This window comes from Vibrio orientalis CIP 102891 = ATCC 33934, from assembly GCF_000176235.1.
Classification (GTDB): domain Bacteria; phylum Pseudomonadota; class Gammaproteobacteria; order Enterobacterales; family Vibrionaceae; genus Vibrio; species Vibrio orientalis.
The window spans coordinates 136,651-152,998 of sequence record NZ_ACZV01000004.1 but is presented as its reverse complement, the minus strand read 5'-3'; the positions used below and the strand labels follow the sequence as shown (position 1 = coordinate 152,998).

Sequence of the window (16,348 nt, the reverse complement as noted above, 5' to 3'; positions counted from 1 at the left end):
AAACCCATACAGACAATCAAATAACTTACTCCTACTATGCTTAAAGCGAGTGTATTCTGCCAACCGTGCAAGGATGAGGAAAATATGGGATTAGTGAGTTTGTTACAGCGACAAGTTGAAAGCCGAGCGCAGCTGATCTGTAAGCAACGCAATCAAAGTACGCCTGCCGAACTGGGTAAAGCGAGCTATGAAACCATGAGTAATGGCGTCATTTTTATCAAGCAGCACTTTCTATTGGACTCAACGCACTGTGATTATATGAACCCTGTGGCCAAGGTCTCATGGAATGGAAAACTTAATCAATGGCAGCTTTTCTTACCTCACCACTCAGAAATCGACCGTTGGCTTCCTTATCCATTCTTGGCGCAAAGTAGTGACCTGACCGCAATAATGAGAGAGATCGATAAAGATCCTAAATCGATGTTTTGGTTAGACTAAATCGGAAATAGAAAGGGCGCTCGATGAGCGCCCTTTGATATTACTTACCTCAGTAGAGAGCAGAGATTACTCTGCCGCTTTTTCTACTTCTTCAACCGTTTTAACATCTTCAAAGATCTGAGTTGGTTTTGCCACCAAGTTACGGTTCTCTTGATTCACTTCAGTCAATACGATTTCAAGCACATCACCTAGTCGGTAGATCACTTCTTTATCGATAGAAACTGTTCCGTGATCTGCATTGCACTCTAAACGCTCTTTGTTCGCAAGAATCAATGAACCCGGAATAAACGCTGCGGCACCGTTTTCAACTAAACGCACACGCATACCCGCACGGTTAATATCAAAGATCTCACCGTTGAACTTGGTCTCTTTCGCTGGCTCTTCAGCCAATGTACGCGCGTATAACCAATCACCTACGTTACGCTCAGCAATCTTGTGGTGCTTACGGTGCAGCGCCAGCTCTTCACCAACCGTCTCATCAGCGGTTTGAATAGGCTCTTTACCTAGGATGTGCGCTTTCAGCATACGGTGGTTGATCATGTCACCATACTTACGAATTGGAGAAGTCCAAGTTGCGTAAATATCAAGACCCATCGCATAGTGTGGTAATGGTTGGTTACCAATTTCACTGTACGCTTGGAATTTACGAATACGGTTATCAAGGTAGCTTGACTCTTGCTTACCTAACCAGCGACGCAGCTCAGCGAAGCCTTCCAGTGTTACAACAGATTCAGCAGTGAACGGCAACTCACCTTCAGGGTTAACAAAGCCCAGTACATCAGCGATTTTCTCTGGTTTAAAACCAAGGTGCGTGTTGAATACACCTGAGTTAAACGTCGACTGTAGAGTACGGCCAGCACAAATATTCGCGGTAATCATTGCTTCTTCAACAAGACGGTTGGCACTGCGACGCATATCAGAGTGAATCGCGACAACATCGTTATCTTCACTCAGTTCAAATCGGTAGTCTGGGCGATCGGGGAACACCACCGCGTTCTGTTCACGCCACTCTGCACGCGCTAAAGAGAAGTCGTATAAGTCACGAACGATTTGTGCGATCTCTTCGTTTGGTTGCCACTCGGTTGATTCGCCATTTTCTAGCCAATCTGACACGTGATCATAAACAAGACGAGCGTGTGATTTAATGTTCGCAGCGAAGAACTTGATGTCATCGCCGATAACGCCGTCTTTAGCCACTGTTACTGTGCAGCAAAGTGCTGGGCGAACTTCGTCTTGCATTAGCGAGCACAGCTCATCCGCTAGGTCACGAGGCAGCATAGGGATGTTGCGACCTGGTAGATAAATCGTAAAGCCACGTTCACGCGCCACTTTATCCATTTCGCTATCTGGTGTGATGTAAGCCGTTGGATCAGCAATCGCAATCGTCAGCTCAAAATCACCAGATTCTGTTTTCTTAGCATACAGTGCGTCATCCATATCTTTGGTTGAGGCACCATCGATGGTTACGAATGGAACATGCGTCATATCAACACGTTCTAGATCCGCATCATCTTTGATTTCCCAGTTATCGATACCCGCAGGTTCGCTGTTAGGTAAATCATTTTGAGCCAGCGTTACCCACCAAGGCGCGATCTTATCATCGGTATCTGTGATCTTTTCGCTAATCTCAACAAAGAAGCCGTTATCACCCTTTAATGGGTGCTGCGTAAGATGAGCAACAACCCAATCGCCTTCTTTTAGATCATCGCTCTTGATGCCTTTGCGCGTCTTCGCCTTCAAAGATAACTTTTTAAGTTGAGGGTGATCTGGTGCTACGTTTAACTTGCCTTTAAACAGCTTAACGCGACCGATAAAACGGTGAACACCTTGTTCCAATAGCTCTTCTGGCTCTGCTTGCTCACGCTCTTTCTCTGTACGGATGATCGCTTTCACTTTGTCACCATGCATACATTTTTTCATGTACGGAGGCGGAATAAAGTAGCTTGTCTTGCTATCGACTTCTAAAAAACCAAAGCCTTTTTCAGTCGCTTTGATCGTGCCTTCTTTCTTAGGAAGGTTTTCTTGAATTTGCTGCTTGAGTTGAGCCAGTAGAGGGTTATCTTGAAACATCTATCTTGTTTTAACCAAATAAGTATCACACTGAAAATTGCGCACACTATATCACTCAGCCTATAGCCTAGCTACCTTCTCAGTATGACAATCTATCGTTCATAGGAGAATTCAATCAGTTAGCGAATTAATTGTATTGATGCTAATTCACCCAACAGATGGCTCAAGATGACGAATATGTGAACAAACAATCTCAATTCAGGAAAAAATTGTGATGAAATTCAATTTTTTCTAGCTTTTTTTATGCTTTTCAGGAATAATCCGCCCCCTTATATCGCTGCCTCCAAACTTATTGTTTCGGTATCGATTGTTTTACGTCCCTAGTGGCTTGATGCGATTTACGACTTTTCCGCATCTGAATGGAATCAGCTCTCATCTGGATTTGTATTGGAATTGGTAGAGCTCGTGGGACCTTTTATTGACTTATATATAGTAGGATCCCAATGACAGATTCTGTAATTCAGTTCAGCGATCTAGCGCTTAACGACTCTATCCTTTCAGCTCTTGACGGTATGGGTTTCGTTTCACCAACTCCAATTCAGGCTGCTGCTATCCCGCACCTATTGGCTGGTAAAGACGCACTAGGTAAAGCACAGACTGGTACTGGTAAAACTGCAGCTTTCTCTCTACCTCTTCTTAACAAGCTAGACCTTGCTCAGCGTAAGCCTCAAGCTATCATTCTTGCACCGACTCGCGAACTAGCGATTCAGGTAGCGGCAGAAGTTAAGAACCTAGGTAAAAACATCGCTGGTCTTAAAGTTCTAGAAATCTACGGCGGCGCATCAATCGTTGACCAAATGCGTGCACTTAAAAACGGTGCTCACATTGTTGTAGGTACTCCTGGCCGTGTTCAAGACCTTATCAACCGTGACCGTCTACACCTAGACGAAGTTCATACATTCGTGCTTGATGAAGCTGACGAAATGCTAAACATGGGCTTCGTTGATGACGTAACAGAAATCATGGAGCACGCTCCTTCTTCTGCACAACGTGTACTGTTCTCTGCAACTATGCCTCCAATGCTTAAGAGCATTGTTGAGCGCTTCCTGCGTGATCCAGAAACAATTGACGTTGCTGGTAAAAACCACACAGTAGACAAAGTAGAGCAGCAGTTCTGGGTTGTTAAAGGTGTAGAGAAAGACGAAGCAATGTCTCGTCTTCTAGAAACAGAAGAGACTGACGCATCAATCGTATTCGTACGTACTCGTCAAGACACTGAGCGTCTAGCTGATTGGCTATGTGCACGTGGCTTCAAAGCGTCTGCACTGCACGGTGATATTCCTCAGTCTCTACGTGAGCGTACTGTTGATCACATCAAACAAGGTGTTATCGATATCCTAGTTGCAACTGACGTTGTAGCACGTGGTCTTGACGTTCCACGTATCACTCACGTATTCAACTACGACATCCCATTCGATGTTGAGTCATACATCCACCGTATCGGTCGTACTGGCCGTGCTGGACGTAAAGGTAAAGCGATCCTTCTAGTTCGTACTAACCAACTACGTATGCTTCGCACTATCGAGCGTGTAACTAAGTCATCAATGGAAGAAATCCAACTTCCACACCGTGACAAAGTAGCAGAAGCTCGTCTAGCTAAGCTAGGTGCTGAACTAGAAACTGAAAAAGAACATAAAGCACTAGAGAAGTTCTCTGAGCTAGTTGAGAAACTACAAGAGTCTCTAGAGCTAGACGCAGCGACACTAGCAGCTATCCTGCTTAAGCGTCAGCAAGGCAAGCGCCCACTATTCTACATTGGCGAAGACCCAATGATTGAAGCAATTGAGCGTGATAAGCTTCGTCGTAAAGATCGTCGTGAAAATGGCCGTGACGGTCGCGATGGCCGTGATGGTCGCCGTGAAGGCGGTCGTAGCTTCAACACTCAAGACTGGGATACTTACCAGCTTCAAGTGGGTCGTGAGCAAGGCGTTCAAGTTAAAGACATCGTTGGTGCTCTTGCAAACGAACTTGGCCTAACTAAAGGTTCTATCGGTGCAATTAAACTAGCACAAGGCGAAACATACGTTCAGCTTCCAAAAGCAATGTCTTCTGAGACTGCAGGCAAGCTACAAAAACTACGTATCCGTCAGAAGCAAGTTGACGCTGTAGTATGTGACTTCAACGATTTCCGTGAACCTCGTCGTGGCGGTGGCCGTGATGGTGGTGGTCGTCGTGATGGTGGCTACCGTGGTAACCGCGACGGCAACCGTGAAGGCGGCTACCGTGGTAACCGCGATGGCAACCGTGAAGGTGGCTACCGTGGTAACCGTGATGGCAACCGTGAAGGCGGTCGTGATGGAAACCGTGAAGGTGGCCGTGCTCGTCGTGATGGTGAGCGTCGCTTTGACCGCAACCGTGGTGGCGATCACCGTGGTAACTTCCGTGGCGAACGTGGCCATGGTCGTGCTAACCGCAGCGAAGATTAATCAGCCGATTTAATCAAATAAAAAAAGGATACGCACTGCGTATCCTTTTTTGTATCTTATAAATAAATTCAAGCGTTGCTGCTAAAAAATATACTTATCCATCATTGCGACCATGCGACCAATCTCTGGCTTAGTGATCGTATCATTTGCCCCTAATGCCAGTGCTTTTGCCCTATTGTCTTCACTCATCAATGAAGAGAACATCACAATCGGAAGTTCTGCATACGCTTCACTATCGCGTAGGCGTTTGACTAAGTGCATCCCATCCATACGTGGCATTTCTACATCAGTCACAACCCCATCAATCAATTCACTGATTGGGAGGTTTTCTCGCTTAGCAACCTCGATCAAACTCATTAACTTCTCGTGCGCTTCTCCGCCATCTTTACACGCAATAATGTTATAGCCCGCAGAGCTCAATGTGTCTTGAATCATTGAACGAATGAAAGCGGAATCATCCACTACCATCACCGTTTTTGCATTACGCTTGGCAACCATACGCTGATTTAAATCCACACTTTTATCAAGAGTGACATCATACTTCTCCATGCTCAGCTCTGGGTTGATATCAGCAATGATCTTCTCAAAATCTAAAATCATGATCAGATTGCCATCTTTACGGACGACGGCAACCACACAATCTTGTTCACCCGCCTCTAAGAACTGGCTCGGAGACTCAACATCATTCCAAGAAATTCGGTGAATACGGCTAATCGAATCGATCAAGAAACCATTAGTCATATTGTTAAAGTCGGTGACAATAACAAACTTACGTTCAAGTTCACTATTGGTCGGCACGCCTAGCCAACCCGCTAAATCAACCAACGGTGTCAACACGTCACGTGATGAAAATACACCGATCATATGGGGTTGAGCATTCGGGTAGTCGGTCGTTTCCGGCACTTGAATGACCTCACGAACCTTCGCAACGTTGATACCGTAGTAACAGGTTTTTTTGCTACCATCAGGCATCTGTTTCACTAGGTGAAACTCGATAATCTCTAGTTCATTAGTACCACTTTCGGTCAGTATCGTACTACTTGATACACTCATATTTTTTTGGCCTACGCTCAATTTTAAGGGCTAGCGACTTTGTAACCGCTATTAAACTATTTGTAAATTCCATTTGAGAACATTAGCAAATATTGTGATTGATTCAACATCCAATTCATCTAATCAATAGGCTTCCAATGACTTGGAGCCGTCAAACCCCATTTCTCCATGGCCACCTGTGAGTAAATAGCGCTACCCTTGTTTCCGATCTGAATCGGCAAACTGCTAGCCGACTCCCCATTTACAATTTTGTTAACCAAGGAACCCGCTATTTCACCTTGACTGTATCCATACAGAACGATGCCTCCTGCTGCTTTATCCTCTCCCACAGCAAAATCCCAAAATGCAAAAATAGGCAAAGGTGAGTGCTCGCTTGTCCAATTGATCACTTGTAGGGCTGGTACGTTTTCACCAGACTCATCAACGAGTGTGTGATAGAGACCAACAATAATCACACTAACCCCTTCCTCTTTGGCATTCAAAACACTATTGCGCCACTCCTGGCGAGTACCAATGGCTAGAATCTCGGCATCAATACCTAAATTGTCTCTGATTAAACGGTATTGGTTGTCGATATGCTCTTTCGCGATCTGGGAAGTGACGCCAGAGTCAAACATCACCCTCACTTTGAAAGGCTCGTCAGGAAACATACTTCTTAGTTCACCAAGAGACTTAACAAATAACGGTCGTTCTAATACTCCGGTTATTTTTGCTTTGCCTTTATATTGGCGAAAGAGCTGTCTAGGATTCGAGTTGATACCCAAGAAAACAATCGATATATCTTCATCATAAAGTTTAGGCAACATGTAAGCTAACGCATTGTCGTCACCGAGTATGACGATCTCTGGTTTGAGTTGCTGATACGCTTCAAAGGCCTCATTTGCTTTCCGTTCAAATTCACTCTTAGGTAACCGCTTGGTGTTCATTTGAAACGTTTCAAGAGTCACCGAAGGCAGCATTGTTTGCTCTAGCCCTTTGACATAACTAACGTCCCACGGGTATTCAGCGTGATAGCTTTCGATAAGCATCACTTTCATCGCAAACGCGTTTGTCGTGACCACCAATAGCAAAACAACCAACAGACGCATAACTATCCTCCTCAAGGCTCTTTACTAAGTGTAGTTGCGCTCATTGCTATCTGCAGGCCGATTATCCCGCTTGTTCACCGACAAGCTATACTCAAAAATAAACTAATGATTGAATGCCATGAGTCGAACGAAACAGATAGAAGAAAGTCAGACTAACCCCTTCTATAGCCGAATCGGCAGAAGAATTATATTGATCATGGTTTTGCTAAGCGGTGCGATTACGTTACTCACGACACTATTACAGCTTTCATGGGACTATAAAAAAGAGTTTAATACCGTCAAACAGCGCCAAATCGAAGTACGAGATGTCCACGCCCCGTTAATCGCAACCCTACTCTGGGACTTCGACCTTATTGCACTTCAACAAGAAATCGATGGCCTTGTCAATTTACCTAGGGTTGATTATCTCAAAATCACAAGTGGTGACTATTCCTTTCAATCCGGTAAGGAAGTACTTACAAACTCAATATCAAAACAGTACCCACTAGTCTATCATCACCCCAACACAACTCGCTTTGAAGAGATCGGGCAAATACACATCCAATCCGACGCTCAAGAGATATACAACTACCTCATATGGCAAGCGATCTATACCTTAAGCTTAAACGCCGCTAAGACCTTCTTGGTCTGTTTTCTGATTTTGATTGTGTTCCATAAAAGCATCAATCGGCGCATCTTTTCTATTGCTCAGTATCTACGTGAATACAATCCAAGACATCCAGCCAAACCGATAAAGCTCGAGCACCTCACGTGGATTACTGAAAAGGAAGATGAACTTGACTGGCTGGCCGACGAAACGAATAAGATTACCCATAACGTCACCAAACTTTATGGCAACATAAAAAATGAACAAGAACGTTTAGCGGAGTTTGCGCATATATCATCAGACTGGTTATGGGAGACCGATGCTAGCGGCGCGCTAATATACTGTTCAGAAAGCATGCGCGCCGCGTTAAAAATCGCCACTAATACCAAACCTATGTTGGAAGAGATACCGGCATTGGCACAATGTAAATCTCTCTGTCGCCGGCTTCGAAACCATTACAACATCTCAATGTGCGAGGAGGCGATTACGCTCAACGATAAACAAGTTTTCCTGCTATTCAAGGCCAAGGCTCGCTTTGAAGGGGAGACATTTGTTGGCTTTCGTGGCACAGCAATTAACATTACAGAACTTAAGCTCACTCAAATTGAGATGGAGGAACTCAACGAAAACCTTGAAAAAACCGTTGCGATTCGTACTCAAGACCTTGAGCAAAGTATGCAACAGCTCAAACAGACCCAAGAGCAATTGATTGAATCTGAAAAGCTGGCCGCTCTGGGCGGTTTAGTGGCCGGGGTCGCCCATGAAGTGAACACCCCTCTGGGCATCGCGGTAACGGCAACTTCGGTTATTCAAGATGTGGTCGGTGAAGCAAACCAAGCATTTACCTCTCAGACACTGACGTCAGAGCAATTTCGCGACCTGTTAGACAGCTTGACAGAAAGCGGTACGATGCTTGAGAACAATCTCAATCGAGCCGCTAAACTCATCAAGGACTTTAAGCAAACCGCAGTGGACCAAGTGTCTGAGAGTCGTAGCCAGTTTAACGTTCACCAAGTTCTTGAAGCTTTGATCACGAGTCTTCACCCAGAAACACGGAAAGTGCCCGTTATCCCCTTACTCGAAGGTGATGCATCATTGGCGATGAACAGCCTTCCAGGCGTACTGACTCAAGTGATATCAAACCTTATCATGAATAGTATCAATCACGCCTTTGACGACGTGACTGAGGCAAAAATCATCATTCATTTTAAACAAGATCAAAACAACATCATTCTAGAGTATCGAGACAATGGCGCTGGCATTGATGCGACATTTCACCAGAAGATTTTTGAGCCTTTCTACACCACTAAACGCGGCAAGGGTGGCTCAGGGTTGGGATTGAACTTGGTGTTTAACCTTGTCAAACAAAAGCTCAAAGGAGAACTCGCCTTTGAGTCTGAGTTAGGGAGCGGAGTGTTATTCCAATTAATCCTGCCGAAAGAGTTGCCTTTAGAGTTACCGAATCAGTCCGGCAACGACTGACGTACCTCGATAAACTCTTCCCAGTGCTCTAGTAACAAGTCCACCAGCTTAGGTTCGAAGTGTTTACCCTTTTGGCTAACGATCTCTTGCTTGATTTGTTCATCACCCCAAGGCTCTTTATAGCTGCGCTTAGAGCCCAGTGCATCGAACACATCCGCTAGAGCTGCAATCCTGCCGCTAATTGGGATGCCTTCACCAGCTAACGCGTTTGGATAGCCACTACCGTCCCACTTTTCATGGTGGAAAGCAGCAATCTCTTTCGCTTTAACAATCAAGCGACGTGTTGAGCGATCTAAGATCTCGACGCCATAATCGACATGCTTTTTCATTTCTTCCCATTCACGGGCATCTAATTTTCCGGGTTTATGAAGAATGGAATCCGGCACGGCCACTTTGCCCACATCATGGAGCGGTGCAGCATGTTTGATCATGTTGGCCTCTTCAGAGCTAAGGCCATACAGCAACGCAAGTTTCTCACAAAAAATGGAGACCCGTTGCACGTGCGCGCCCGTCTCACGGCTACGCGCTTCTACCGCATTGGCGAGGCTATAAACCAGCTCTTTAGAGGTTTCACGAATATCTAACATCAAGTTTAAATTCTCAAACGTCAGTCCAATGTTTTGCATGTAGATTTCGAGCAGTTGGATGTCTAGCTCAGATAAGACTTGATGAAAGTTAACGTATAACAAGCTATCGACGGCCTGTTCATCATGGGCGTAAAAAACAAATGCATCACCAAAATGCTGTGAACGGCGCTCCTCTAAGACCGTTTGACAGCGACTCGCGACCTCTTCAGGTAGCTTTTCAATCGCACATTCGCTATAGCAATCAACATAGTCACCCGTTGCGGCTAAGGTAAGGGCGCGAGAAGGTTCACCATCAGGTCGAGGTTTTACCACGCAGTAAAATGCAGATCTCTCCAACTGCAACAACGAGGTCAGTTGCTCCAACACTGAGGTCGCATATGCTTGAAGTGTTGTCGTGTTTTGCACCTTAGCAGACGACTCAATCACTTTCTTCAAGCCTGTTTTTTGCGCATCAATTAAGCATAAGTCTCGATACGCTCTCAACATCGAGTAAAGCAGCGTTTTTAGTTTCTGGATTGTGAGCTCGGTTTTCTCTTTATAGTCATCAATCTCATATTCGCGGATGACCACATCTTCGGGTGCCTGCCCTGCTTGCCCAGTCCGAAGAACCACGCGGATTAGCCTATCTTGAACCTCTTCTCTCAAGTACTTTACCAGTTCAAGTCCAGCGTGATCGCTCTCCATAACCACATCAACCAACGCAAGGGCAATACCCGTGTGTTGATGATAGGTTTCTTTGGCTTCTTGTGCGGAAAAGGCAGAAATAAGCTGTAATGGACGACCGTCGAAAGTGAAGCCCGACAGTGCTAATCGGGTAATTTGATGCACCTGTTCATCGTCATCAACAAGTAGAACAATCCAAGGCTCAACTGGCTTGCTCTGACTTGTAGTCGGTTCAGTATTACTCTCATTCTTATCGTAGTCTGCAAACAATTCCATTTGCTCATCCAATCGGTTTATTAGCCCTATCTTAGGTTTAGCACAGTTACAACCATTTAGAGGATTCGCAGATTAACGCTTGAGAGCCACTCGTCACTATTTCTCAGTATGTTAATGAAAGGGTTAGTTAAGAGTGAGTACTGTTGAACGCTCGACAAGTGTCGGCTCTAATTGAACCACTTGAGCGTCGGTAGAGCCACCTTCAACCTTATTAAGTAGAGCTTCTACTGCGGCCTTACCTAGGCGATATTTAGGTTGGTGGATAGTGGTAAGCGAGGGAGTCATGAACTTGGCAATATGAATGTCATCATAACCAATTATGGAGAGGTCTTGCGGAATATGAACACCTTTTTCATGGGCAGCGTTAATCACGCCCATCGCCATCATATCGTTACAGACGAAGATAGCACTTGGTAGTTTGCCTTTGGCATAGATGCGATTAAAGGCGTCATAGCCACCTTCACATTCAAAGTCAGACTCGACAATCCAATCTGCATTGAATGTCAATCCTGCTTCGTTGATGGCGCGTTTATAGCCTTCATAACGCATCTGGGCTTGATGCTTGACTAATGGACCAGTGATACAACCAATCTGCTTGTGTCCACAATCAATTAAGTGCTTTGCCGCTAGGTAACCGCCACGCAATGAATTATCTTGAATCTTGTCACTGGTGAACAGCATAGGCCCCCAGTCCATCACAACAACCGGGATGTCAGGGTACTGCTCAAAGACATCAATGCGCTCGCCTTCAAGCGAAGAACACATCAAGATCAATCCGTCGACACGCTTTTGCAAAAGAGTATCAATCGAACCGCGCATGCGCTCATTATCCCCTTCGGTATTGCACAAGATCAGGTTATAACCTTGATGGTAACAACTGCGCTCGACACCTTTAACTACCTCACCAAAGAACGGGTTAGTTGAAGTAGTCACCAACATACCAATGGTTTTAGTGCGATTCACTTTAAGGCTGCGAGCAAGTGCGGAAGGACGGTAATTGAGCTCTCGTGCCGCGTTGTTGACGCGCTCAGAGATCTCTTCACTGACGTATCGAGATTTGTTAATGACATGGCTAACTGTAGAAGTCGATACTCCGGCCAGTTTGGCAATATCCTTCATTGTCGCCATGTCATTCTCTCCATACGTGGGTCTTGAGTTAGATTTGTTGTTCTAGAAATGCATCCACTTCATCACGTGTCGGAATCGAGGTTTGAGCACCAAATCGAGTCACTGAGATAGCTGCAGCTGCATGAGCAAACTTAATCGCTGATTCTAAAGGCAAATCTTCTAATAGACCAGTGACCAATGCCCCATTAAAAGTATCTCCCGCCGCTGTGGTGTCAGTCGCATCCACTTTGAAGCCAGGAATGAGTTCACCGCGCCCATTTTGACTCAGCCACACGCCCTTAGCCCCTAAGGTGATCATAACGATCTCAATACCTTTACGATGCAGTGCATTAGCTGCTTCTTGAGCACTATCGTTATCCGTCACGGTCACACCCGTCAGCACTTCCGCTTCAGTCTCATTTGGGGTGATCACATCCACACACGCAAGCAGTGAATCTGGTAGTTCACGTGCTGGTGCTGGGTTCAAAATCACATTGGTGCGAGCATCTTTTGCTACTTGCGCTGCTTTTTCAATACCACACATAGGTGTTTCTAGCTGCATCAACAAGTAGTTTGCTTGACGAATACGTTCAAGATCAGGCTCAATCGCTTCAGCGGTTAATTTGGCGTTTGCCTCTGCTGAAATGCAAATACTGTTTTCACCACTGTCTGACACTTGGATCATCGCAATACCTGTCGGGCAATTTGGCTGCATTTTCACACCCGTGATATTGATATTATCCATCTTGAAGTTTTCACGAATATTAATACCAAACGCATCATCACCCACACAGGCGATAAAACCGGTGTCTGCTTTCAAGCGGGCAGCCGCCACAGCTTGGTTTGCCCCTTTACCACCAGGAATAACTTGATAGTTTCGACCATGCAACGTCTCGCCAGGGCGAGGAAAAGAAGGCACTTGAAGAACATGGTCAGCGTTAACACTACCTAAAACCACTAACTTATTCATACGGTTATCCTCGGTTCTTTGTGAACCTTTTATACAATTTGAACAGGAGTAATAAGTTTGCGCTCTTAGATAGAAAGAAAGAACGCAAGCTTATTCGCCCTCCCTCCCATACGACAGATAAAATGGGAAGGAAGGCAAAATCACTACTTAGTAATGACTTTCAGAGGTACTGGGATGTAGTGTTCAACAGTCGTACCTTTCAACACTTTGTCCGCAGTTTCGATACCTAGTGCACCAATCAGATCTGGCTGCTGTGCAATCGTTGCTGATAGCTTGCCACGGTTAACGGCTGCAATGCCATCATCTGTGCCATCAAAGCCAACGATCATGACGTCTTTACCAGATGCCTGAACAGCACGTAGTGCACCAAGTGCCATTTCGTCATTCTGAGCAAATACCGCTTGCACATCAGGGTTAGCCGCCAGTAGGTTTTCCATTACGTTTAGGCCTTTAGTGCGGTCAAAATCAGCGGGCTGACTCGCTAGTACGTTCATGTCACTACCTTTCACAGCATTCATGAAACCTTCGCCACGCTCACGCGCCGCTGATGTACCCGCAATACCCTCTAGTTGGATAACCTTCGCTTTCATACCCACTTTTTCGACAATGTAGTTACCAGCCATCTCGCCGCCTACCACGTTATCAGAAGCAATGTGGCTCACAACTTCACCACGGCTCGCACCACGGTCAAGTGTCAGCACTGGAATGTTAGAACGGTTAGCCATACGAATCGCATTCGAAACCGCATCAGAATCAGTTGGGTTAATCAGGATCGCTTTCACGCCACGGATAGTAAGATCTTCAATGTTTGAAAGCTCTTTACTTGGATCATTCTGCGAATCGAGAACAATCAGGTCGTAGCCAAGCTCTTTTGCTTTCGCTTCCGCACCATCTTTCATCGTGACAAAAAATGGGTTGTTCAGTGTCGACAGTACGATTGCCATCGTGTCTTGTGCCTGCGCTGAAACAGAAACGGTTGATGAAAGAAGTGCAGCAGAAATAAGAGTTGCGAGTTTTTTCATTGTGTTAGTCCTTGTGTAGGGTGGTCCGGAGTCCTTTCCTCCGAACCTGTTATAAATTAGGTATTTATTAGTTACTTATTTTTGTTATCCACCAGTACCGCAAGCAGGATTACCACTGCTTTAGCAATCATTTGGTAGTAAGAAGAAACATCAAGTAGGTTCAGAGCGTTATTCAAGAAACCGATGATCAGTGCACCAATTAAGGTTCCCATAATACGGCCTTTACCACCCATCAAACTGGTACCGCCGAGTACAACTGCAGCAATCGCATCTAGCTCGTAACCCATACCAGCGGTCGGCTGCGCAGAAGAGAGACGAGAAGTAACGATAATGCCTGCAAGCGCTGCCAGAAGACCACAGATTGCGTACACGCCAATCTTCACTCGATCAACGTTAATGCCTGAAAGGCGAGTCGCCGATTCATTACCGCCGAGAGCGTAGACATAGCGGCCAAAACGAGTGTGGTTAAGTACATACCAAACGGAAGCAAATACAATCACCATCAGCCATACAGGAACAGGAATACCCAATGCGTAACCTGTACCAAACCAAGCGAATGCGTCTGCTGTGTCAGTAAAGCCAGTAGAGATTGGTCGACCGTCGGTGTAGACCATTGTGACACCACGCAATAACGTCATCGTCACCAACGTTGCAATAAATGCCTGCACTTTACCTTTGGCAATGATCACGCCGCTAATCGCACCGAGCGCGGCACCAGCAAATAGCGCTGTCGGTACTGCAATCAGCACTGGCACTTCCATCGCAATCAAACTCGCGGCAAACGCGCCACAAAGAGCAAGGACGGACCCGACACTTAAGTCGATACCAGCGGTTAAAATAACCAGCGTCATACCAACGGCAATAATCGCGTTAATTGATGTTTGGCGTAAGATATTTAGAATATTGTCGACGGTGAAAAAGTTAGGGTTTAAAAACGACACCACGACGATTAAAAACAATAGTGCGATCAGTGACTTTTGCTCAATCAGCCAATCTTTGCTCAGCAGCTTCTTGCTGTGTGTATCGGTTGGTTTGCTCATGGTATTAGTACTCATGCTGCTTCCTCATTAATCTTTTTGCCTACGGCACAGGCGAGTAGTTTTTCTTGATCGGTGTCTTTGGCATCAAACTCGCCACTAATACGACCTTCATGCATCACTAGAATGCGGTCACTCATGCCCAACACTTCTGGCATCTCTGATGAGACTAAGATGATGCTCATACCGTCGGCTTTAAATTTGTTGATCAGTTGGTAGATCTCTTTCTTCGCACCGACATCGACACCACGAGTTGGTTCGTCAAGGATCAGTACTTTAGGTTTGGTCATTAGCCCTTTAGCAATAGCGACTTTTTGTTGATTACCGCCTGATAGGTTGCCAATGATCTGATCTCGTGTTGGGGTTTTGATGTTGAATAGCTTGATGAAGTCTTCAACGGCCACCACTTCGTCACCGTGTTGAATACGGCCACCTTTGGTCAATTTATCTAGAGCGCATAAAGACATGTTCTCTTTTACTGAAAGCCCAAGGACTAACCCATCGCCTTTACGGTCTTCAGAGATATACGCAATACCATTGATTAAGCCATCTTGAGGACTAACTGGATTGATGGTTTTATTATCAAGATTAATAACACCACGTTCACTAGGTAACGCACCATAGATTACTTTCATCAGCTCTGTACGCCCTGCGCCCATTAAGCCTGAAATACCTAAGATCTCGCCACGCTTCAGGGTAAAGCTCACGTCATTGACGCCAGAGCCGGTTAGACCAATGACTTCAAGGCAGGTCTCACCGTGAGTCACATCAATGCGTGGGTATTGCTCATCAAGCTTACGGCCCACCATCATCTCAATCAGACCATCTTCATCGGTTTCTGAAACTTGGCATTGACCAATAAACTTACCGTCACGTAGCACGGTAATGTCATCACAGATTTCAAAAATTTCTTTTAGGCGATGAGAGATGTAAACAATGCCGCAGCCTTGTTCACGTAGCTCATTGATCACTTTAAACAGAGATTCAGTCTCAGTGTCAGTCAACGCATCCGTCGGCTCATCCATGATGATGACTTTGGATTCAAACGATAGTGCTTTAGCGATCTCTACCATTTGCTGCTCGCCCAAACTTAAATCACCGAGCAAGGTTTTTGAACTATGTTTGACGTTAAGACGTGCTAGCAACTTGTCCGCTTCATCATACATTTTGCCCCATTGAATCCCACCAAATGCGCTGGTGAACTCTCTACCGAGAAAGATATTCTCTGCAATGGTCAGCTCAGGGATTAAATTGAGCTCTTGGTGGATAATGCTGATGCCCGCTTGCTGTGAGTCTCGCGGACCTTTAAATGCCGCGGGTTCACCTTGATAGTGAATTGACCCAGCATCCATAGAGTAGATACCAGTTAGCACTTTCATTAAGGTCGATTTGCCTGCGCCATTTTCTCCCATCAGCGCCATCACGCGCCCCGGATACACATTTAGGCTGGCCTTATCGAGCGCTTTCACACCCGGAAAAGCCTTTTCAATCGAACTCAGCTGTAAGATGGCTTGAGTCATAATTCTTCCTTTCCGTTACGGGC

Annotated in this window: 12 protein-coding genes; 3 read left to right on the top strand and 9 right to left on the bottom strand. The window is 45.5% G+C overall.

Annotated elements, in window-relative coordinates; translation table 11 throughout:
• Window positions 1–84: 84 nt before the first annotated feature.
• Entirely contained in the window at window positions 85–438 is a 354-nt protein-coding gene (locus tag VIA_RS04255; protein WP_004411329.1) for a DUF3024 domain-containing protein, read from the top strand.
• 66 nt (window positions 439–504) lie between these two features.
• On the opposite strand, the gene rnb is transcribed toward VIA_RS04255, so the two are convergent.
• The gene (rnb, locus tag VIA_RS04250; RefSeq protein WP_004411328.1) at window positions 505–2,508 is read right to left on the bottom strand and encodes an exoribonuclease II; all 2,004 of its coding nucleotides are present in this window, start codon (window positions 2,506–2,508) and stop codon (window positions 505–507) included.
• A 443-nt stretch (window positions 2,509–2,951) separates the two neighbouring features.
• Between rnb and VIA_RS04245 the strand changes: the two genes are divergently transcribed.
• A complete protein-coding gene (locus VIA_RS04245; RefSeq protein WP_004411327.1) occupies window positions 2,952–4,934 on the top strand; it encodes a DEAD/DEAH box helicase in 1,983 nt (660 codons plus the stop codon).
• 81 nt (window positions 4,935–5,015) lie between these two features.
• Here VIA_RS04245 and VIA_RS04240 read toward each other — a convergent pair whose 3' ends face one another.
• Both VIA_RS04240 and VIA_RS04235 read right to left on the bottom strand, forming a co-directional pair.
• Window positions 5,016–5,987 carry a chemotaxis protein gene (locus VIA_RS04240; RefSeq protein ID WP_004411326.1) on the bottom strand — a complete coding sequence of 324 codons (972 nt, stop codon included), beginning with the start codon at window positions 5,985–5,987 and terminating at the stop codon, window positions 5,016–5,018.
• Between the two features lie 119 nt (window positions 5,988–6,106).
• A complete protein-coding gene (locus tag VIA_RS04235; protein ID WP_004411325.1) occupies window positions 6,107–7,075 on the bottom strand; it encodes an ABC transporter substrate-binding protein in 969 nt (322 codons plus the stop codon).
• Window positions 7,076–7,193: 118 nt separating this feature from the next.
• Between VIA_RS04235 and VIA_RS04230 the strand changes: the two genes are divergently transcribed.
• On the top strand, window positions 7,194–9,143 hold the full coding sequence (locus VIA_RS04230; protein WP_004411324.1) for a sensor histidine kinase: 1,950 nt from the start codon (window positions 7,194–7,196) through the stop codon (window positions 9,141–9,143).
• Here VIA_RS04230 and VIA_RS04225 read toward each other — a convergent pair.
• From VIA_RS04225 to rbsA, 6 genes are all read right to left on the bottom strand, one after another.
• Window positions 9,125–10,669 carry a DUF3369 domain-containing protein gene (locus VIA_RS04225; RefSeq protein ID WP_004411323.1) on the bottom strand — a complete coding sequence of 515 codons (1,545 nt, stop codon included), beginning with the start codon at window positions 10,667–10,669 and terminating at the stop codon, window positions 9,125–9,127. The genes VIA_RS04230 and VIA_RS04225 overlap by 19 nt on opposite strands.
• Before the next feature lie 123 nt (window positions 10,670–10,792).
• Window positions 10,793–11,797, bottom strand: a complete 1,005-nt coding sequence (locus VIA_RS04220) for a substrate-binding domain-containing protein (protein WP_004411322.1) — start codon at window positions 11,795–11,797, stop codon at window positions 10,793–10,795.
• A gap of 28 nt (window positions 11,798–11,825) precedes the next feature.
• Window positions 11,826–12,746, bottom strand: coding sequence for a ribokinase (gene rbsK, locus VIA_RS04215; protein WP_004411321.1), 921 nt, complete (start codon window positions 12,744–12,746; stop codon window positions 11,826–11,828).
• 143 nt (window positions 12,747–12,889) lie between these two features.
• Complete coding sequence (gene rbsB, locus VIA_RS04210) at window positions 12,890–13,768, bottom strand: ribose ABC transporter substrate-binding protein RbsB (protein WP_004411320.1); 879 nt, start codon at window positions 13,766–13,768, stop codon at window positions 12,890–12,892.
• 71 nt (window positions 13,769–13,839) lie between these two features.
• On the bottom strand, window positions 13,840–14,823 hold the full coding sequence (gene rbsC, locus VIA_RS04205) for a ribose ABC transporter permease (RefSeq protein ID WP_004411319.1): 984 nt from the start codon (window positions 14,821–14,823) through the stop codon (window positions 13,840–13,842).
• Window positions 14,820–16,325, bottom strand: a complete 1,506-nt coding sequence (gene rbsA, locus VIA_RS04200; RefSeq protein WP_004411318.1) for a ribose ABC transporter ATP-binding protein RbsA — start codon at window positions 16,323–16,325, stop codon at window positions 14,820–14,822. Before rbsA ends, rbsC begins: the two co-directional genes overlap by 4 nt.
• Window positions 16,326–16,348 lie beyond the last annotated feature (23 nt).